Origin of the sequence: Pseudanabaena biceps PCC 7429 (assembly GCF_000332215.1) — a bacterium.
In the GTDB taxonomy this organism is placed as follows: Bacteria; Cyanobacteriota; Cyanobacteriia; order Pseudanabaenales; family Pseudanabaenaceae; genus Pseudanabaena; species Pseudanabaena biceps.
The window spans coordinates 1-19,174 of record NZ_ALWB01000056.1 but is presented as its reverse complement, the minus strand read 5'-3'; the positions used below and the strand labels follow the sequence as shown (position 1 = coordinate 19,174).

At 42.7% G+C, this 19,174-nt stretch carries 18 protein-coding genes; 11 read left to right on the top strand and 7 right to left on the bottom strand.

The window, feature by feature from the left end; genetic code table 11:
• Nucleotides 1–112: 112 nt before the first annotated feature.
• On the bottom strand, nt 113–1,066 hold the full coding sequence (locus PSE7429_RS08455; RefSeq protein ID WP_009626719.1) for an RluA family pseudouridine synthase: 954 nt from the start codon (nt 1,064–1,066) through the stop codon (nt 113–115).
• 51 nt (nt 1,067–1,117) lie between these two features.
• On the opposite strand from PSE7429_RS08455, the gene PSE7429_RS08450 reads away from it, so the two are divergent.
• Both PSE7429_RS08450 and hemH read left to right on the top strand, forming a co-directional pair.
• Complete coding sequence (locus PSE7429_RS08450) at nt 1,118–1,861, top strand: cobalt-precorrin-6A reductase (protein WP_009626718.1); 744 nt, start codon at nt 1,118–1,120, stop codon at nt 1,859–1,861.
• A gap of 149 nt (nt 1,862–2,010) precedes the next feature.
• On the top strand, nt 2,011–3,162 hold the full coding sequence (gene hemH, locus PSE7429_RS08445) for a ferrochelatase (protein ID WP_009626717.1): 1,152 nt from the start codon (nt 2,011–2,013) through the stop codon (nt 3,160–3,162).
• A 177-nt stretch (nt 3,163–3,339) separates the two neighbouring features.
• Here the strand turns inward: hemH and PSE7429_RS08440 are convergent, their stop codons facing one another.
• Complete coding sequence (locus tag PSE7429_RS08440; protein WP_009626716.1) at nt 3,340–4,077, bottom strand: biliverdin-producing heme oxygenase; 738 nt, start codon at nt 4,075–4,077, stop codon at nt 3,340–3,342.
• Between the two features lie 386 nt (nt 4,078–4,463).
• Between PSE7429_RS08440 and ndhC the strand changes: the two genes are divergently transcribed.
• The 3 genes from ndhC to PSE7429_RS08425 are packed head-to-tail and all read left to right on the top strand — an operon-like array spanning nt 4,464 to nt 6,095.
• A complete protein-coding gene (gene ndhC, locus PSE7429_RS08435) occupies nt 4,464–4,826 on the top strand; it encodes an NADH-quinone oxidoreductase subunit A (protein ID WP_040687825.1) in 363 nt (120 codons plus the stop codon).
• Entirely contained in the window at nt 4,823–5,563 is a 741-nt protein-coding gene (locus tag PSE7429_RS08430) for an NADH dehydrogenase subunit K (protein ID WP_190315889.1), read from the top strand. The genes ndhC and PSE7429_RS08430 overlap by 4 nt, the downstream gene beginning before the upstream one ends.
• Nucleotides 5,553–6,095, top strand: coding sequence for an NAD(P)H-quinone oxidoreductase subunit J (locus tag PSE7429_RS08425; protein ID WP_009626712.1), 543 nt, complete (start codon nt 5,553–5,555; stop codon nt 6,093–6,095). Before PSE7429_RS08430 ends, PSE7429_RS08425 begins: the two co-directional genes overlap by 11 nt.
• Before the next feature lie 37 nt (nt 6,096–6,132).
• On the opposite strand, the gene PSE7429_RS08420 is transcribed toward PSE7429_RS08425, so the two are convergent.
• Both PSE7429_RS08420 and PSE7429_RS08415 read right to left on the bottom strand, forming a co-directional pair.
• Entirely contained in the window at nt 6,133–6,819 is a 687-nt protein-coding gene (locus PSE7429_RS08420; RefSeq protein WP_009626711.1) for a Uma2 family endonuclease, read from the bottom strand.
• Nucleotides 6,820–6,999: 180 nt separating this feature from the next.
• Nucleotides 7,000–7,221 (bottom strand): hypothetical protein, encoded by a 222-nt coding sequence (locus PSE7429_RS08415; protein ID WP_009626710.1) that lies wholly within the window; start codon nt 7,219–7,221, stop codon nt 7,000–7,002.
• A 172-nt stretch (nt 7,222–7,393) separates the two neighbouring features.
• On the opposite strand from PSE7429_RS08415, the gene PSE7429_RS26735 reads away from it, so the two are divergent.
• The 6 genes from PSE7429_RS26735 to PSE7429_RS08385 all read left to right on the top strand — a co-directional run bounded on the left by PSE7429_RS26735 (nt 7,394) and on the right by PSE7429_RS08385 (nt 15,448).
• Nucleotides 7,394–10,900 (top strand): class I SAM-dependent DNA methyltransferase, encoded by a 3,507-nt coding sequence (locus tag PSE7429_RS26735; RefSeq protein WP_009626709.1) that lies wholly within the window; start codon nt 7,394–7,396, stop codon nt 10,898–10,900.
• A 47-nt stretch (nt 10,901–10,947) separates the two neighbouring features.
• Nucleotides 10,948–11,187: a DUF2281 domain-containing protein gene (locus PSE7429_RS08405; protein ID WP_009626708.1), complete on the top strand. Its 240-nt coding sequence runs from the start codon at nt 10,948–10,950 to the stop codon at nt 11,185–11,187.
• Nucleotides 11,184–11,585, top strand: a complete 402-nt coding sequence (locus PSE7429_RS08400; RefSeq protein ID WP_009626707.1) for a type II toxin-antitoxin system VapC family toxin — start codon at nt 11,184–11,186, stop codon at nt 11,583–11,585. Before PSE7429_RS08405 ends, PSE7429_RS08400 begins: the two co-directional genes overlap by 4 nt.
• A 323-nt stretch (nt 11,586–11,908) precedes the next feature.
• On the top strand, nt 11,909–12,505 hold the full coding sequence (locus PSE7429_RS08395) for a Uma2 family endonuclease (RefSeq protein WP_009626706.1): 597 nt from the start codon (nt 11,909–11,911) through the stop codon (nt 12,503–12,505).
• Nucleotides 12,506–12,803: 298 nt separating this feature from the next.
• The gene (gene glmS / locus PSE7429_RS08390; RefSeq protein ID WP_009626705.1) at nt 12,804–14,675 is read left to right on the top strand and encodes a glutamine--fructose-6-phosphate transaminase (isomerizing); all 1,872 of its coding nucleotides are present in this window, start codon (nt 12,804–12,806) and stop codon (nt 14,673–14,675) included.
• A 53-nt stretch (nt 14,676–14,728) separates the two neighbouring features.
• Entirely contained in the window at nt 14,729–15,448 is a 720-nt protein-coding gene (locus PSE7429_RS08385; RefSeq protein WP_009626704.1) for a ComF family protein, read from the top strand.
• Nucleotides 15,449–15,535: 87 nt separating this feature from the next.
• On the opposite strand, the gene PSE7429_RS08380 is transcribed toward PSE7429_RS08385, so the two are convergent.
• From PSE7429_RS08380 to PSE7429_RS08370, 3 genes are all read right to left on the bottom strand, one after another.
• The gene (locus PSE7429_RS08380; RefSeq protein ID WP_009626703.1) at nt 15,536–15,859 is read right to left on the bottom strand and encodes a DUF1825 family protein; all 324 of its coding nucleotides are present in this window, start codon (nt 15,857–15,859) and stop codon (nt 15,536–15,538) included.
• Between the two features lie 875 nt (nt 15,860–16,734).
• Nucleotides 16,735–17,487 carry a DUF928 domain-containing protein gene (locus PSE7429_RS08375; RefSeq protein WP_158467621.1) on the bottom strand — a complete coding sequence of 251 codons (753 nt, stop codon included), beginning with the start codon at nt 17,485–17,487 and terminating at the stop codon, nt 16,735–16,737.
• Nucleotides 17,488–17,898: 411 nt separating this feature from the next.
• Nucleotides 17,899–18,984: an extracellular solute-binding protein gene (locus PSE7429_RS08370; RefSeq protein WP_009626701.1), complete on the bottom strand. Its 1,086-nt coding sequence runs from the start codon at nt 18,982–18,984 to the stop codon at nt 17,899–17,901.
• Between the last annotated feature and the right edge of the window lie 190 nt (nt 18,985–19,174).

The window sequence follows — 19,174 nt, the reverse complement described above, 5'->3', positions numbered from 1 at the left end:
TCGATAATAGCTGTAAAGCCCAAAAGATGAATGGCGGCGCAAAGCGCCGCCATTCATCTTTTGGGCTTGATACCAATTCAAAAAATGGCAACGCCATTTTTTTGAATTGGTATTATTTCCTACGACGCAAAAATGTTAAAAGCTTCTCAAAACCTATGGGTAATGGGGCAATATTGGTAATTATGTCACCTGAAACGGGGTGCGTAAAAGTAAGCTTCCATGCATGAAGTGCTTGTCCTGCCAGATACTGCGATGTTTCTTTATTGGGATATCCATATATAGGGTCGCCTGCGATCGCCCAACCCATATAGGCGGAATGCACCCGAATTTGATGGGTACGCCCTGTCTCTAGGTCGAATTTTACGAGGGTGTAATTTCCTAAACGTTCCTTAATTTGCCAATGGGTAATCGCTTTACGACCATCTTCAACCACTGCCATTTTTTTGCGATCGCTTTTATGCCGAGCGATCGCCGCATCAACTATTCCCGACTCGCTTTTAGGAACACCGCGCACAATGCCTAAATACTCGCGTCTTGCCGTTTTAGCTTGAATCTGGGCTTGTAAATCCTGATGGGCGCGATCGTTTTTTGCTACTACCATCGCGCCACTAGTATCTTTATCTAAGCGGTGAACGATTCCTGGTCGCTGAGTTCCATTTATCCCCGAAAGCTCTTGACAATGCGCTAAGAGAGCATTAACTAACGTTCCATCACTATGCCCTGCCGCAGGATGCACTACCAGTCCCGCAGGTTTATTAATTACGATTAAATGTTCGTCTTCGTAGAGAACCTCTAAGGGAATCTCTTGCGCCACAATATCAAGGGCGACTGAGGCAGGAGTAATTAACTGAATGCGATCGCCTGCTTTGATTAAATTCTTTTTGTTATCGCAGAGAATATCGTTAATGGTGACATAGCCCTCATCAATTAACGATTGAATGCGCGATCGCGATAGCTCGATCAGGTGTTGAGATAAAAAGAGATCGATCCGCTGGGACTTTTCTAAATGCGCTGGAACTTCGATCAAGTTAAGATGCTCTTTTGTAGAAGTAATTTCTGAATCCATAAACATCAAGGTTGTATATTCCAATCATTATAATTTTTGATATTGCCAATCATGAAAAAGGTTCTCATTTTGGGCGGTACTGGTGATGCTGTTAAACTCGCCGCTAAACTGGACAGTATCGCTGAAATCGAAGTAATTAGCTCGCTGGCAGGTCGGACAAACAAACCAGTGGCTTTAGTTGGTCAAGTCCGTATTGGTGGGTTTGGGGGTGTCGAAGGGCTAGCCAATTATTTACAGGACAATGCGATTGATTTTCTCATTGATGCCACACATCCCTGTGCGGGGCAAATAACCTGTAATGCTGCGCTCGCCGCTCGGAAGGTCAATATTCCGCACCTCATGCTAGTGCGTCCGCAATGGCAAAAAACAGAGGGCGATCGCTGGATCGAGGTAGAAAGCGTTGAAGCTGCCGCCAAAGCGATTCCCGCTTCTGTGCATCGTGTATTTATTACATCAGGCAGACAGCAACTGGAGCCATTTTTACAGCGATCACTTATTTACCCAGAGATGTGGTACTTGATTCGGTCGATCGATCCGCCCGATCTCAAGCTACCCAATAGCCAAGTCTTGCTCGATCGCGGTCCATTTAGTTTAGAGCGAGAACGACAATTACTACAGGATCTGCGGATTCAGGCGATCGTCAGCAAAAATAGTGGTGGCGAAGCAACCTATGCCAAGGTTATTGCGGCAAGGGAGCTAGGGCTACCGATTATTATGGTGCAACGTCCCGTCATGCCTGAAGGTAACAAGGTTACATCGATCACCGAAGCGATTACGTGGTTATGTCAGTTCTAAAAATCTAAGGTTAATATGATCACGAAGATGATCACGAAGATGATCACAAAGATGATCACAAAGCGAAGTTAAAGATACTAGCGCTAGCTATAATTAATGAAATTTGATCTAAATAATAAATCCAATTATAAAAGGATATAGCGATTGATATGGGGCGATTAGGCGTTTTACTGCTGAACCTTGGTGGACCAGACAAACTAGAGGATGTCCGCCCTTTTTTGTATAACTTATTTTCTGACCCAGAAATTATTCGCTTGCCTTCACCATTATTGCAAGCTCCCCTAGCTTGGTTAATCTCAACTCTAAGGGCTAAAAAATCTCAGGAAAACTACAAAAAGATTGGTGGCGGTTCACCACTAAGGCGTATTACTGAAGCTCAAGGACAAGCTTTGCGATCGCAACTTCAGCAAAACGGACGGGATGTTAGTGTATATATCGGAATGCGCTACTGGCATCCCTTCACCGAAGAGGCGATCGCCCAAATTAAGCGAGATAATATCGAAGAATTAGTAGTTTTGCCTTTATATCCACAGTTTTCGATCAGCACGACGGGATCTAGCTTTCGCCTATTAGATCGCATTTGGAAAGTCGATCCCGATCTTCAAAAAATTAAATATACCGTTGTACCTTCTTGGTATGACAACTCAGGTTATTTACAAGCGATGGCAAATCTGATCGCCACCGAACTAGATCGCGTTAAGAATCCTAGCGCCGCTCATATATTTTTCAGCGCTCACGGCGTGCCTGTTAGCTATATCGAAGAAGCAGGTGATCCTTACCAAAAGGAAATTGAAGCCTGTGCCGCACTGATCATGCAAAGGCTCAATCGGACCAATCCCTATACCCTCGCCTACCAAAGTCGAGTTGGTCCCGTCGAGTGGCTACAGCCCTATACCGATGTCGCGATCGAAGAACTCGCCCAACAGGGGGTAAAAGAACTAGTCGTCGTTCCGATTAGCTTTGTCTCCGAGCATATCGAGACCCTCGAAGAAATCGATATGGAATATCGGGAAATCGCCGAACATGCTGGCATTGAAACCTTTGCCCGAGTTCCTGCCCCCGATACCGATCCCACTTTCATTCAAGCCTTAGCCGATGTAGTGGTAAAGGCCCTAAACGATCGCCCCAAGCTCTTCTCTGAAACCATCCAACCGCAAAAAAATACCAAACTTTATCCTCAAGAGCGGTGGGAATGGGGAATGACCCAGTCTGCCGAAGTATGGAATGGTCGTTTAGCTATGCTCGGCTTCTTGATCTTGCTCCTAGAACTATGGCTAGGGCGAGCACAAATTCTGCAATAAAAAAAGGGCGCATAGCGCCCTTTTTTTATTGCTTAAAAACTAAAAACCTAGAGGAGATTAGCTAGCTACTTATACCAATTCACAAAAGTGTTGTCACACTTTTGTGAATTGAAAACCAAACCTAGTAAGGGTTTGAAAAACTAAAAATGGCTACGCCATTTTTAGTTTTGGTATTAATTAGCTCGCAGCATTAGATTCGCGACGGACAGAAACATTCGCTTTGGGTTCGCCTTTGATTTTAGAAACTACGGAATTCCAGCCAAACTTGGTCAAAGCAACAAACCAGTTACCTTCTAGCTCGCGGAACATCGCCATATTCATATGGAATGAAGCATTAGCTTCATCAACAATGCGCTCAGCAGTAGCGGCATCCACTGGCAAAGTATCAAGGGCTTCACGGTAGCGCTTTTTGAATTCACCATGATTGCGAATATCGTTGAACTCATAGAAAGCAGTCCCATTGCCATCTTGTAAGCCCATGGACTCCTTCGCAATTTTCTTGAGAATCTGACCACCAGACAGATCGCCCATATAGCGGGTATAGGCATGAGCGACCAGCAGCACGGGATCATTAGCCGAAATCTCACGAATACGCGCAAGGTACTTTTCGCAAGCAGGTGTAGGCTTGAACTCTTCGCGCCAGTTGGAGCCGAAGTAAAATAGCATGTCAAGTTCGAGACTCTTTTCGCGCCACAATTCGCGGTAGTAGAGTTTGCTGAGTACTGGATCGTTCTTGTGAGCTTCAAACTCTTCTTCGATCGCCTTATAAACGAAGTAAAGGTTGCCGACGAGTCTGCTATAGGCGGTCTTGTTAACTACACCCTTCAAAAAGCATTTAATAAAATCCGTACTCTCAGCCGCAGAATGAGATTTTTGTGTGCCGACACGCAAAAGTGTTGCTAAACCTTGACTCATGGGTTCTCCTAAACTTTTTTAATTAAAAATGGGATCGTCATTATGGCTAGACAAGGCTTGGCACCTGCTAGCCTAAATTTAAAATTAGTAGTAAAAACAGCAATAAAAGAAATTATCGAACTATATGCTGGGATAGACTAGTTAAGTTAATCAAGATAATTATGTGGTAGTCAAAAGCAGCGATCGCGGCTGTAGGCTTAAATCATCAGCATTTGACATAAGTTTCAATTATATAAGTCAAACCATAGAAAAATTTCTAGTCTGTAACAAATTTTCATCTACCATCACGCCCATATAATGTAGTCAGCATCTCCTAATTTGGATCGGGTATTAAAGCCGATCGCTTTAAATTAGAATTTAGTCAAGCTAGCTTGAAGAGGTAATAAATTTTGGTTTTAAGCGGATACGAATACCTACTGGTATTCATCATCGTTTGTACATTAGTGCCGTTATCGGGACTAGCATTATCAGCTCTGTTAAGCCCAAAACAGTCAGGAGCAGCAGGTCGTACCACTTACGAATCTGGATGCGAACCAATTGGGGGAGCATGGATACAGTTTAATATTCGTTATTATATGTTCGCGCTTGCCTTCGTTATCTTTGACGTAGAAACGGTATTTTTATACCCTTGGGCGATCGCTTTTAGCAAACTAGGTTTACTTGCCTTTGTTGAAGCATTAATTTTTATTAGCATTCTCGTATTAGGTCTAGTCTACGCTTGGAGAAAAGGAGCCTTAGAATGGTCATGAAATCCGAAAACGTTGGTCTGGACTTTACCATTGAAGAGCAGACCCAACGCCTCATCAATCCAGCCTCAACGCCACAAGTCACCCAAGACTTATCTAATAATGTCGTCTTGACCACTCTCAATGACCTCTATAACTGGTCGAGAATGTCTAGCCTTTGGCCAATGCTCTACGGTACGAGCTGTTGCTTTATCGAATTTGCCGCGATGATTGGCTCTAGATTTGACTTTGATCGCTTTGGACTGCTTCCCCGTTCGAGCCCTCGTCAAGCTGACTTGATTATCACCGCAGGTACGGTCACCATGAAGATGGCTCCTGCATTGGTAAGACTCTACGAGCAAATGCAAGAACCAAAGTATGTAATTGCTATGGGCGCTTGCACGATTACAGGTGGAATGTTCAGTACTGACTCGTATACCACAGTAAGAGGCGTTGATAAGTTAATTCCTGTGGATGTATATATCCCTGGTTGCCCTCCTCGTCCTGAAGCAATTATGGATGCCATCATCAAGCTTCGTAAGAAGATTGGTACAGAAGGTTTTCAAGAAAGAGCTAACCTCAATCGCACCCATCGTTACTATGCTGTCAAGCATGAAATGAAGGTTGTTAACCCAATCCTCACAGGACAATACTTAGAAATGCCCAGTCGGATTGCTCCACCCAAGGAATTGGTCGAATCTGGCATTCCTTTACCTGCATTACAAATGGCTCAGAAGGAGGTAGAAACCGTTGGCAGATAATGAAACTAACAGTTCAGAGCAAGCAGCATTAGTCACAACGGAAGTAACCGCTCCCGTTTCGGAATGGCTGACTAATAATGGCTTTGAGCATGAATTTTTGGGATTAGATAAGCAAGGCGTACCCATCCTTAAAATCGATCGCCAATTTTTACTACCTTTCTCGACGGCTCTCTATGCCTATGGCTTTAACTACTTGATGATGCAATGTGGTTATGATGCTGGGGCAGGCGATAGCCTAGTAAGTGTTTACCATTTAGGTAAGCTCAGCGATGAGGGGATTAATAAAAGCGATCGCCTTGAAGAAGTCCGCATCAAGGTATTTCTCCCTCGCGCCGATCCACGCTGTCCATCGGTCTACTGGATCTGGAAAACTGCGGATTGGCAAGAGCGCGAAACCTTCGATATGTACGGCATCATCTACGAAGGACATCCCAATCTCAAACGCATTCTCATGCCCGAAGACTGGATTGGCTATCCCATGCGCAAGGATTACGTCACACCAGACTTTTACGAGTTACAGGACGCATATTAAAAAGAAAGCACCCAATGGGTGCTTTCTTTTTCAATGACTACAGTACAACATTAGCCCGTACCCATTTCCGAAATTCCCTTAAGGTTGCACTCTCTCCTAAAGTTAAACGTTGTTGCACATATTCCACGATGATCGTGGCAGGTAAATCAGGAAAAGCTAAACTTTTCTCAATCGGTTTATATTCTCCATTCTCTAATGCTAGAAATTCTAAACTATAGCTATCATAGCGCCAGACTTCAGGCACGCCGAGTAAGGCATATATCGGCAAACGGCGATCGCTAGGATTGGTAATATCTACTTCTAAAACTAAGTCAGGTGGCGGATCTTGCCCGACAATCACATTCTCTTGAGCGCGAATCATTAACTCGTTTTTGAGATAATAGCAAGAATCTGGTTCGCCACCTATTTTTAATTCAGGTATTTTCATCAGCAAAGAACCTAGACACCGCATATCAATTTCTAGTTCATCGACATAGACCGTTAGTAATCTGTCAAAAAAACGACTGCTACCTTCGTGGAGTGAGAGGGGGGACATAATTTCTAGAGTGCCATTGAGGTAATGAAATAAAGTGTTGCGGCGATCGCCTACATCGGCAAGTAAATTTTCAAAAGTATGCCAACCAACGTTATGTAAGATCACGCGATCTTCTGCTATTGGTCTGATTTGATTGCAAATCGAATCTGAAGATGAAGTAATGGGTTTACTAAATGCTGTGGCAGTCATCGTAATTTCCTATGGGTTTCATTTTCTTGTTTTTGTCAATAGTTGCAGATCTCAATTTTTCTGCTATTTCCCTAATTTACATCAGACAACTTTCTAATTCAGGATATTTAGAAAATAAGCTGTCAATACTGGCAAGCTTTGCGCCATTTAGCCATAGCCAAATATGGGTATTGAGAACGATTATTTCAGACATTCCCAATCCTCTTCATCGACAATGGGGCTGACGATATCGCCTAAGATTGTCACTTTGCCAGCCATGTCGGGGATGGGAAAACGGCGTTTTATTTGAGGTTTGTTTTTTTCGAGGATAGTGACGATAATTCGTGCTGAGGTGATTTCTGGCTGCTCGGAAAGCCATTTAATTTGTCCGTTTTCATAGGTTGTTTCATAACTTTTGAGCATGGTTGTTTATCTCCTTAAGGTGTTTTCAAATTCTTTTTTTGATCTTAGATTAGATAATGTAGGCGATCGCTTTCTTCTTGCTGTTTCCTCGCTGCAAGTTCATTATAGGTAATTCTAGAAAACGAATGCTAGTATAAATATTACCTAAAATTAAGCCGTAACGTGTCCAGATATGACGCTAAGTTGGAATGAGATCAAGCAAAGGGCGATCGCCTTTTCTAAGGAGTGGGAAAATGAGACTTCAGAGAAGTCAGAATCTCAAACTTTCTGGAATGACTTTTTTAGTGTGTTTGGCATTTCACGGCGGCGGGTGGGGAGTTTTGAGCTATCAATCAAAAAGGCAGATAACAGGCAAGGCTTTATTGATTTGCTTTGGAAAGGGACGATTTTGGTCGAGCATAAGTCTAGGGGCAAGGACTTAGACAAGGCGACACAACAAGCTAAGGATTATTTTCCAAATTTAAAAGAGCATGAGTTACCCAAATATATTTTGGTGTCGGATTTCCAGAAATTCAGGCTCTATGATCTGGATACGGATGTTAATCATGAGTTTGAGCTGAAAGATTTTGTAAATCATGTGCATCTATTCGGCTTTATGGCGGGATATGAGAAACGGGTTTATAAGGATGAAGATCCTGTCAATATTGCGGCGGCGGAATTGATGGGGAAGTTGCATGATCACCTGAAGGAGATTGGTTATACTGGACATGACTTAGAGGTGTATCTAGTCAGGCTGTTGTTTTGTATGTTTGCTGATGATACGGGGATTTTTAACAAGGGAATTTTTTGGGAATATATCGATCTGCATACGAAGGAAGATGGCAGCGATTTGGCGATGCATATTGCTTCTATTTTCCATGTGTTAAATACGCCTCCTGAGCGAAGGTTAAAGAATTTAGATGAGAATTTAGCACAGTTCCCCTATGTGAATGGGAAGTTGTTTGAGGAGACTGTACAACCTGCGGCGTTTGATAAGCAGATGCGGGAAATGTTACTGGAGGCTTGTGCGTTTGATTGGGGTAAGATTTCACCTGCAATTTTTGGGTCGATGTTTCAGGCGGTGATGAATCAGACGGAACGGCGAAATTTGGGGGCGCATTACACTTCTGAGAAGAATATCCAAAAGTTGATTAAGCCGCTTTTTTTGGATGATCTTTATACTGAATTTGAGAAGGTAAAGGGTAATCGCAATAGGTTAAACGAGTTACATCAGAAGATTGCGAATTTGCATTTTCTCGATCCTGCCTGTGGCTGCGGTAATTTTTTGATTATCACTTATCGGGAGTTGCGCGATTTAGAGATTTTAATTTTGTTGGAGTTGAATAAGAGTGGGCAATTGGTGACGGATATTAGCTCAATTATTCAAGTGGATGTGGATCAGTTTGCGGGGATTGAGTATGATGAGTTTGCGGTGCGGGTGGCTGAGGTGGCGATGTGGTTGATCGATCATCAGATGAATGTGAAGGTAAGTAATGAGTTTGGGCAGTATTTTGTGCGGTTGCCTCTGAAGAATGCAGCGAAGATTGTGCATGGTAATTCGTTACAGATTGATTGGAGATCTTGTTCCCCTCCTTCAAAGGAGGGGTTAGGGGTGGTTCCGAGAGTATCTACAACTTCTTCTAGCTTTTCTATGCAAGGCGAACGTGTAAGAACCACCCCTAGCCCCTCCTTGAGAGGAGGGGGACAGGAGTTAGGAGGGGGACAGGAGTTAGGAGGGGGACAAGTTCCTTATAAGGCGATTAGTAATCTTGCTAGTAAAAAGGAGTTTCGGCGCGAGTTACGGAATAATGCGACTCCTGCGGAGATGGCTTTGTGGAAAGCTTTGCAGGGCAAGCAGTTGGATGGGTTTAAGTTTAGAAGACAGCATTCAATTGGTAATTATATTTTGGATTTCTTTTGTCCGACTGCTAATTTGGCGATCGAGTTGGATGGTGGTCAGCATTTTACGCAGGAGGGGAAGGAATATGATGCAATTAGGGATGAATTTTTATGGAGTGTCGGCATTACGGTGTTGCGATATGCCAATAATTTGATTTTTGAGAATTTAGAGGGGGTATTGGAGGATGTTAGGGAGCATTTAAGAAGCTCTTCTAGTGACTCCTTGAAAGGAGAGAGCGTAAGAACCTCCCCTAGCCCCTCCTTGAAAGGAGGGGAACAAGAGAATGAATCTATCTCCCCTCCTTCCAAGGAGGGGCAGGGGGTGGTCTTTGACTATATTTTAGGGAATCCGCCTTTTGTAGGTAAGCATTTGCAAAATTCTGAGCAAAAGTCAGATATGGAGATAATTTTTGCTGGTGTGAATGGGGCTGGTGTATTGGATTATGTTTGCGCTTGGTACTTGAAAGCATCTCAATATCTAAATTCTTGTCCCCCTCCTTCCAAGGAGGGGCTAGGGGAGGTCAAATGCGCTTTCGTTAGCACCAGTTCCATATCTCAAGGTGAGCAAGTTGGGATTCTCTGGCAAGAGCTTTACAATCGATACAAGATTAAAATTCATTTTGCTCATCGGACTTTTAGTTGGAGTAATGAGGCTAAAGGTAATGCGGCTGTGCATTGTGTGATTATTGGCTTTGGGTTGCGAGATATTGAAAACAAAAAGATTTTTGATTATGCAGATATCAAGGGTGAACCAACAGAGAGAAAGGTTAGAAATATTAATCCATACCTAGCTGAAGGTAATGATTTAGTGATTTTGAAAAGAACTAAGCCGATTTGTAATGTCCCATCAATGTTAGCTGGGAATAAGGCTATAGATGGTGGAAACTTGATTTTTAGCGATCAAGAGAAATATAAATTTATTCAAGAAGAGCCTTTATCCGCTAAGTATTTTAAGCAATTCATTGGCTCAGAAGAGTTTATCAATGGAAAAAGTCGATGGTGTCTTTGGTTAGTTAATACACAACCACAGGAATTAAAGAAAATGCCCTTGGTGATGAAGAGAATTGAAAATATAAGACAGATAAGATTAGCGAGTCCTGATAAGCAAGCTCGTTTTTTAGCAGACTATCCTACAACTTTTAGAGATAAACATAATCCAGATTCTGCAATTATTGTTCCATTAGTTTCTTCAGAGAATAGGAAATATGTACCTTTTGGATTTATTGATAAGACTATAGTGCCAAGCAATCTTTGCTCTTTTATTGCTGATTCTAGCTTTTATCTATTTGGTGTTCTCACTTCAGAAATGCACATGACTTGGGTGAGGTATGTATGTGGAAGGTTAGAAAGTCGTTTTCGCTATTCCAATACAATCGTTTACAACAACTATCCATTCCCTGAAAACGTCAGCGATAAACAAAAGCAAAAAGTTGAAGATGCGGCGCGGGTGGTTTTGACGGTGCGCGAGAAATACACCTCCCCTAGCCCCTCCTTGAAAGGAGGGGAACAAGAGAAGATTGAAGAAGAGGGACAAGAAGAAAAGGAGTCTAACTCCCCTCCTTTCAAGGAGGGGCAGGGGGAGGTCAAATCCAGCCTCGCCGATCTCTACGATCCCCTCACCATGCCGCCCGACTTGGTAAAAGCTCATCAAGCCCTAGACAAAGCCGTAGACCTCTGCTATCGTCCTCAGCCCTTCGTTAGCGAGCTAAACCGCATTGAGTATTTATTTAGCCTCTATGAAGCCCTAAGTGCGCCACTGCTCAAAGTTGAGAAGAAAAAACGGGTTAAGAAAAAAGAGTGAAGAAAATTAGTTTTCTAATCATCTAACAATCAAATGGAGTCACAATCATGCAAACATTACCTAAAATCGAAGAAACATTAATCGCAGTCATCAAAACCTTACCAATCGAAAAACAGCAAGCATTATTAGAATTTGCCGAATTTTTGCAAGCTAAGACAATACCTAAAAATCCAAGCAAAAGGATCAAAGGCTTATGGGCAAATGCAGATATTAACCTCACTGAAGAAGAACTCGCCGCAACTAGAAAAGAAATGTGGGCAAACTTCCCCAAGGATATTGAAATATGAGCGTTTTAGCTGACACCCACACAATTATTTGGTATCTGCGAAGTCCAGAGAAATTATCAGCAAATGCAGTGAACGCTCTTGATAATGCCTTAAACAATAGCGAATCAATTTTTATATCTGCAATTTCTCTTGTGGAAATGAATTATTTAGTTGAGAAAAATCGGATTCCCACAAGTTCACTAGAGCAACTTTTACAACTAATAGACGATCCACTTGTAAACTTATTCGTTGTCCCCTTAGATACCCCATTAGCTAGAGCTTTTACTCAAATCCCGCGTGAAATTGTTCCAGAAATGGGCGATCGCATTATCGCTGCAACCTCTCTATATCTCGATCTACCTCTAGTCACAAAAGACCATAAAATCAGAAACTTATCAAATATTCAGACAATTTGGTAGCTTTAAAAGCCGATGTAGTTAAGAGAGCGCTTGATATGGCGATCGCTAATCTATACCATTACTTTCAATAAGCAAAGGCGATCGCGTTCATGATTTATGTAAAACACGCGCTGCTCAGCGAGGGGCGATCTTGATCAATTGTTGAAGATAGGGGATTGCTTTTGGTAATGTCATGGCAATCATGATGATTTCCTCTAGCCTGAATTAAGGCTTTGATTAGAACAGTGATCTCTATAGGCTAACTTGGATTATATGGTTACAGACTTTTTGGCTTACAATCTTAAAATAACGAATTTGCAATTAACGAATAGAGGGTTGCAGTGATGACCTTAGCGATCGCCAATTCATCAAAACCAATGACCATCGAAGACTATCTAAATTATGACGATGGCACTGATACTCGGTATGAATTAGTGAATGGAGAATTAGTAGAAATGCCAACAGAATCTCTATTCAATTGCCAGATTGCTAAATTATTGATGTTTGAACTAGCAAAATATATTCCCGTTGTAAGGATATGTTTAAAGGATATAGAAATTGTTGTTAGTGGCAGTCGCGCAAAAATTAGGCGACCTGATTTGGCTGTACTCAGTGAAGATGGTTATCTAGCCCTATCAGAGCAACGGAGTAATACTGTCACCTATCAAATGCCTGCACCTATTTTAGTTGTTGAGGTGGTTTCTCCCAATCAAGAAAACAGGGATAGAGACTATCGTCACAAACGGACAGAATATGCGGCAAGAGGTATTAATGAGTATTGGATTATCGATCCTGAATTACAGCAAATTACGGTCTGTTTATGGGTAAACGGACAATATGAAGACATAGTTTATAAAGGTGCTATGCAAATTGTTTCAACGGTAGTTGCTGAATTTGCGCTGACTGCGAATGAAGTTTTGGATTTTGGACAGCTTAAGTAATGACGTTCACTGAATAATCTAGCGCTGCAAAACCGCGCTAGACTATTCACTAGTAAGTACTAAGCATAAGTAAACTTAAAACCTAGACGAGCGTACCGCCCGCTACGCGGGCGGTACGCTCTCTGGTTTTAGTTTTTAATTATGCCGAACTACTTAACTACTTAATAGTTGCGAGTTTTCATTTTGCCATAGACACAATGAAAACCGCCATAGCAGGAACCTCACATGGTTAAATACGATCATAATTTTCTACGCTCGAAGTACAAAATTGTAATCGTATCTACTTCAAATTGACATTATGTGTGGAATTGTTGGCTACATCGGACATCGCTCGGCAAATGAAGTTTTAATTTCAGGGCTACGCAAACTGGAATATCGCGGCTATGACTCCGCAGGCGTGGCAACAATTCCCCTAGGCGATCGCAGTTTGCATCGGGTGAGAGCAAAGGGCAAACTGATCCAGCTTGAAGAAAAATTAAACACTGACACTGCCCCATCAGCACCCATTGGCATCGGTCATACTCGCTGGGCAACCCACGGTAAACCTGAGGAACATAATGCCCACCCCCATACCAATAATCTGGGAAATTTGGCAGTTGTGCAAAACGGCATCGTTGAGAATTATCATCTTCTCCGCACAGAATTAAAAGAACTCGGTCATATTTTTGTCAGTGAAACTGATACCGAGGTGATTCCTCATATGATCGCTGAGTTTTTACTGCAACTAGAAAAGCAGGACAATATTATTCCCGACAACTCGCCTTCGGTTTTGTTTGAGGCAGTGCGTCTGACCGTGGCGAAGTTGCAAGGTGCTTATGCGATCGCCGTTATCCATGCCGATTATCCCGATGAATTAGTAGTGGTACGCCAACAGGCTCCCCTTGTCATTGGTATCGGTAAAGAAGAAAACTTCTGTGCCTCCGATACGCCTGCATTAGTTGCCTATACCCGTACTGTCATTCCCCTAGAAAATGGAGAAATCGCCAGACTGACAAGGGAATCGGTGCAAGTATATAACGCTAAAGGCGATCGCCTCCGTCGGACACCCCAGACCCTAAACTGGAACCCGACCATGGTCGAGAAGCAGGGCTTCAAACATTATATGCTCAAGGAAATTTACGAGCAACCAGGAGTGTTTAGGGCAGGGCTTGCCAGCTATATTAGCGAAAACGATCACCTTAAATTGGGGCTGCCTAAGGGGTTTGTTGAGCGGATTGAACGAGTAGAAATAATTGCTTGTGGAACCAGTTGGCACGCTTCTTTAGTCGGGAAGTATCTGCTCGAGCAGATTGCAGGTGTTCCCACTAGCGTTCAATATGCTTCTGAATATCGCTATTCACCACCACCTTCACTATCAAACACTTTAGTAATTGGCGTGACCCAATCGGGTGAAACTGCCGATACGCTTGCGGCGTTAGAATTGGCAAAATTAAGGGGCGATCGCTGCCTTGGCATTACAAATCGTGTTGAAAGTTCCATTGGGCGAATTGCGGATGCCGTAATCGATACTCAAGCAGGGATTGAAATTGGAGTGGCAGCTACGAAAACCTTTATTGCTCAGCTACTAATGTTCTATATACTTGCCCTAGAGTTTGGCATCACTAAGGGCAGTCTGTCATCGGAGCGATCGCAGGAATTAATTGACGGACTGCGCCAACTCCCTGCCTATATGGAAAGAATTCTTGAAAGCCAAGAGCGTTATATTGAGGAGCTTTCGCGTCAATTTACCCATACTAAAGATTTCATCTTCCTCGGTCGTGGTATCAATTTCCCGATCGCCCTTGAAGGTGCACTTAAACTCAAGGAAATTAGCTACATTCATGCCGAGGGCTATCCCGCAGGGGAAATGAAGCATGGACCGATCGCCCTCCTAGACGAAGATGTACCTGTTGTAGCGATCGCTACTCCTGGATCTGTGTACGAGAAAGTTCTTTCTAATTCTCAAGAGGCGAAAGCGAGGGATGCGAAATTGATTGGTGTGGCTCCTCTTGATGATCCTGCGGCGCATGAGGTGTTTGACTATATTTTGCCGATTCCTGTGGTTGATGAGATTTTCTCGCCAATTCTCACCGTGATCCCCTTGCAACTGCTGGCCTATCATGTGGCCGCACATCGCGGTTTAGATGTCGATCAACCCCGCAATCTTGCTAAATCTGTCACTGTAGAATAGTTAACCAACAACCAAGGTAGTGCTTAGCGCTGCCTTGGTTTGGAGTAAAAGTTATGCAATGGTTCGCCAAATTAGTAAATATTGCTGCTAATACAGTTACAGATTCTCTCTGGCAAGCAAATTGTCCGTTATGCAGGCGTTCTACGGATAGAATTCTATGTAAAGACTGCGATCGCCAAATCTCTGCTTGTCAATCACCAGAATTTTTGCAAGCGGATTATCCAATCTTACCCGATCTTCCACTGTATAGCTGGGGGATTTACGATGGAGCCTTGAAAAGAGCGATCGCCGCCTGTAAATATGGAAATCATCCTGCAATTATGGAAGCGATCGCCGAAAAAATTGCCGCCACATGGAAGCGATCGCCACATGCAAAAGAGTTTATCCAAAATCATAAAAAGCTATCGGTAATTCCCATCCCCCTCCATGCCAATAAATTAAAGTCTAGAGGCTTTAATCAAGCAGAAATTCTCGCTCATCGTTTTTGCGATCTGATCGCATGGCCCTGCCATCCCCAGTTTTTGCAAAGGGTCAAGGATACAAAAGCCCAGATGCAGACTAAAAGTATCACAGAAAGAGAACAGAACCTGTCTCACGCCTTTGCCGTTCCCCTGCTACACAGATCGCCACAGACAAATCCGCGATCGGTAATTTTAGTTGATGATATTTACACTACTGGCGCAACGATCCGTGAAGCGATCACCACCCTCGCCCACAGCAATCTTATCGTAAGAGCTGTAATTGTAATTTCGCGCCCCCAATTCAAAAAATAACGGCTAAAAGCTAACGACTAAAAGCTAACAGCTAACGGCTAAAAGCTAACAGCTAAAAGCTAACAGCTAAAAGCTAACAGCTAAAAGCTAATTATGCAGTTCCAGTTCCGATTTCATTCTTTCAAGAGTCATATTCATCTGATCGAACATCTGTTGCGGCGTAATTCCGAAATTACCAAGCTGATTTTCCAACTGCTTGAGAGTCATCTGCGCCATAAAGTCGTCGGACAATTCAAATCGCTTCATGAAAATTTTATAGCGATCCATCATCTCTTCCATTTTTTCGATGAAGAGGATTTTCCCCTCGCGATCGAATTTTCCATAACTACCACCAAGCTGCGTTAGGGCTTGATAATCTTGAAATAGATTGCGAGCTTCATGTTGAACGATCTCAGAATCAAAAAATGCCATTTTAATGCTCTGCTTTACTTATATCTCTCCTAATTTTACAGGCTAGCTAAGACTTACAGAAATTACCCGAAGTGGGGATATCACTATAAAACCCATCCTACTCCCTTCTCAGTCAAGAAATAGCGGGGCGAAGCCCCACACCGCTATTTCTTGACTTAACCCCTTCCCACCAAAGAAATAGACCTACAAAACCAAGAATTTAGTATTGCGGCGCGAAGCGCCGCAACGTCTAATTTTTCACTGGGAAGGGAGTAAGTCAACGTCGGTTCGGGGTAAGCTGGCAAATTTTAAAAGCCCAAAAGTAAAAGCCTTGCTACGCAAGGCTTTTACTTTTGGGCTTTGAGAAAGGGTTTGCGTAGCAAACCCTTTCTCAAAGCTCGTTTCAAATTATCCCGAACTCACGTTAAGGTAAGTAAGTGAGCTTAATTAAATATAAAATCCTAAACCCTGCGGCGTACGCCGCAGGGTTTAGATCTGGATTTTAATTATGCTGAGGTACTTATTCCTAAAAAGCAAAGGATTTATATGGTAAGGATGGGCAGCGCAAAGCGTTGCCCATCCTTACCTATTTAGCACTACCAAACTAGAAAATCACATTGCTGCTATCTGGTTCTTTATGCATCACTACAACTCATCCTTATACCTTACTTTTCCCGTTATCTTTTTATTCCAGCGTAACCGTCAATATTCCTACCGCCACAAGCCTTATTCTAGCGTTGCGTATTGTCATTAAGTGAAACTTATTGCAAATAGACTGGATTCTGAAAACCTTGCACAGAGAGGGTTTCAGAGATAACGGGAAAAGTAAGATCCTTATACCAAGTTAAGAAATGGCGTAGCCATTTCTTAACTTGGTATGACTAGGAAGGATTTTCCTACTTCATAGTGGGCTGCGTAGATTGCTTGGAGTTAATTGGTTTGGCATTATTTAAGTTTGCTTTGATAGGGCATTTGAGCTTTGGCATTGGTTCAACGATTTGATCTAACATGGACAATCGCTCACTTAGAGCCTCTGGATCATGGGGATGGGTATCAATCCATTGGGTATAGGCATCTAGAGCATCGTACCAGTAAAGATTTTGAGCAAAGATTCTGGCTTTATCTAAAGCCGTAGAATCATCTTTGATTTTGTCAGTGACAGATGCGTTAGTCTCTAATTTAACAATCGCTCTAGTGTTAATTTGATCGCCAAGGCTCTTATCTCCATACACAGACTGCGTGTAACGAATCTGCCATATGTAAGTCTTGCCCACTTGCAAAGGAGGTGCATTTTTGGGAAGTGTAAATCGATATAGCCCAGACTGTTTGTTAATAAGGCTTTCTGAGCGACTTCTAAAAATCATTTTGGCTTTAATGTCACTTCCCTCCCTCAAAATAAAATCTATATAAAAACTCTTATCGGTATTTGCTTCATTTATGGATTTATGGTCGATATGCCAATAAAAAGTAGGATAGGCGGCAATAGTTCTTGCTCCATCCTTAGGAGCCAATAGATCCAAATAAACAATATTTCTGAGATCTCCACATCTGGATTGCCCTACGGACGGTAGTTCTGGAACGATTCCTAGTCCGTAAACCCTAGGATGTGGGGTTTGGGATTGGGCGAAAGCTGGCGAACGGTAACTCATCTGATTAACAAGAGCGCCAAGAAGCGCGCTAAGAGAAGCGAGCCGAAAAAGTAATTGAGGAGTGTGCAATAGATTGCGCCAAATGTAAAGTTTCATCTCTACTTATTCCCTAACTATTTCCTAACTGTTTTCTAAGCACCTCAGCGTAATTAAAATCAGATCTAAAACCTGCGGCGCGCGGTGTGCGTGCGCCGCAGGTTTTAGGGTTTTATATTTAATTATGCCCATTTACTTATATCTTTCGTGCAATCACAAAAGTATGGACTCTCAAAAAAATTAAATCTTAAAAAATATTAGTCCCTAAAAAAATAATTCCTAGCGCGACAACTTATGATTAGTAACGCTCTTAAGGATATTTCTTATTTTAATTTCTCGTTTTTAATGTAAGTTATTTTAGAAATATCCCATCGATTATAGCGTTCCCGATCGCAGCTTTGTCCAGAGATCTTTATATTGCGTAAGTGTTGTGGGAGACAGGGGTAAAATCAATTCGCTTTTTGCGAGAATGTCTTGGGAGAAAAACTTGATGGGATCGGCTTTGACACTGTTGGGTACTTTGTCTAATGCACTTGATGGACTAACTGCATCAGTTAAGGATGTCAGTTGTATGGCGATTTCGGGGGTAAGACAAAAATTCATCCATGCGGTAGCGGCGATCGCCACTTCTCCCTTAGGAATGACCCAGATATCACTCCATAGGGCTGTCCCATCTTGGGGAATTACTACTTTGAGATTGGGATTTTGCTTTGCTGTCTTATACATATCGCTAGTCCAACCCACCGCAGCTAGGGTGTCGGTGTTCAGGAGAGATTGTAAATAGTTGTCGGAAGAATAGGTTAAAACTTGCGAGCTAAGACTCTTGAGATCTTGGATTAATGCGGTAAAAATATCTTTACGTTCGGCAAGATTATCTACTTGATAGGACTGCCCCATCTTTTTTAAGACAAGTCCGATGACTTCCCTTGCATCATCGGGTAAGGATAATTTTTGCTTTAGTTCGGGTCGCCAAAGGTCAGACCACTGAGTAATATCGAATTTCAATTTATCGCTGCGATAGGCGATCGCCGTTGCGCCCCAGCGATAGGGGACTCCCCATACCTGATTGTTGCGTGTGACGCTCTGCTGCCAGAAGGGAGAGAGCTTTTGCCATTGAGGGATTTTGTCTAGGAGATTTGGCGCGATCGGTTGAACCAAGGATTGTGCGATCGCAGGATCGAGCCAGCTATCACCGAGGCTAACTAGTTGCGGTACTTTCTCTTTAGCTAGGTTTGGCGAGTTTTGGAGCTCCTGCCAGAGCTTTGCGGGCAAACTTTCGGCTTTAAATTCCGTTTTTATTTGTGAAGCCGATTCAAATTGACTAATTAATTTGCTCGGAATCGCTCCCAGTAAACCTAGTACTCTTAAGCGATCGCTTCGATCGAAAGGATTTGACCATTGGCATCCCCCTAGTCCTGCGATCGTCGCTCCGCTTAAAACGAGAAACTTACGTCTGTCCATTCATCTTGTACATATTGCTGTCGCCAAGTATATCAGGACATAAAACCCAAAAGAGAGATGCCGCGCTTTGCGCGGCATCTCTCTTTTGCAAAGGATAGGTGATTAATAAATAACGTCAGTTCGGGTTAAGATGGCAAAGTTTAAAAGCCCAAAAGTAAAAGCCTTGCTAAGCAAGGCTTTTACTTTTGGG

Coding starts and splice junctions, on each gene's coding strand:
- PSE7429_RS08400 (WP_009626707.1), top strand. CDS start 11,184: ATGAGCGTTTTAGCTGACACCCACACAATTATTTGGTATCTGCGAAGT.
- PSE7429_RS08415 (WP_009626710.1), bottom strand. CDS start 7,221: ATGCTCAAAAGTTATGAAACAACCTATGAAAACGGACAAATTAAATGG.
- PSE7429_RS08405 (WP_009626708.1), top strand. CDS start 10,948: ATGCAAACATTACCTAAAATCGAAGAAACATTAATCGCAGTCATCAAA.
- PSE7429_RS08430 (WP_190315889.1), top strand. CDS start 4,823: ATGAAATCCGAAAACGTTGGTCTGGACTTTACCATTGAAGAGCAGACC.
- PSE7429_RS08385 (WP_009626704.1), top strand. CDS start 14,729: ATGCAATGGTTCGCCAAATTAGTAAATATTGCTGCTAATACAGTTACA.
- PSE7429_RS08440 (WP_009626716.1), bottom strand. CDS start 4,077: ATGAGTCAAGGTTTAGCAACACTTTTGCGTGTCGGCACACAAAAATCT.
- PSE7429_RS08375 (WP_158467621.1), bottom strand. CDS start 17,487: ATGAGTTACCGTTCGCCAGCTTTCGCCCAATCCCAAACCCCACATCCT.
- PSE7429_RS08450 (WP_009626718.1), top strand. CDS start 1,118: ATGAAAAAGGTTCTCATTTTGGGCGGTACTGGTGATGCTGTTAAACTC.
- PSE7429_RS26735 (WP_009626709.1), top strand. CDS start 7,394: ATGACGCTAAGTTGGAATGAGATCAAGCAAAGGGCGATCGCCTTTTCT.
- glmS (WP_009626705.1), top strand. CDS start 12,804: ATGTGTGGAATTGTTGGCTACATCGGACATCGCTCGGCAAATGAAGTT.
- PSE7429_RS08395 (WP_009626706.1), top strand. CDS start 11,909: ATGACCTTAGCGATCGCCAATTCATCAAAACCAATGACCATCGAAGAC.
- PSE7429_RS08420 (WP_009626711.1), bottom strand. CDS start 6,819: ATGACTGCCACAGCATTTAGTAAACCCATTACTTCATCTTCAGATTCG.
- PSE7429_RS08380 (WP_009626703.1), bottom strand. CDS start 15,859: ATGGCATTTTTTGATTCTGAGATCGTTCAACATGAAGCTCGCAATCTA.
- PSE7429_RS08455 (WP_009626719.1), bottom strand. CDS start 1,066: ATGGATTCAGAAATTACTTCTACAAAAGAGCATCTTAACTTGATCGAA.
- PSE7429_RS08370 (WP_009626701.1), bottom strand. CDS start 18,984: ATGGACAGACGTAAGTTTCTCGTTTTAAGCGGAGCGACGATCGCAGGA.
- hemH (WP_009626717.1), top strand. CDS start 2,011: ATGGGGCGATTAGGCGTTTTACTGCTGAACCTTGGTGGACCAGACAAA.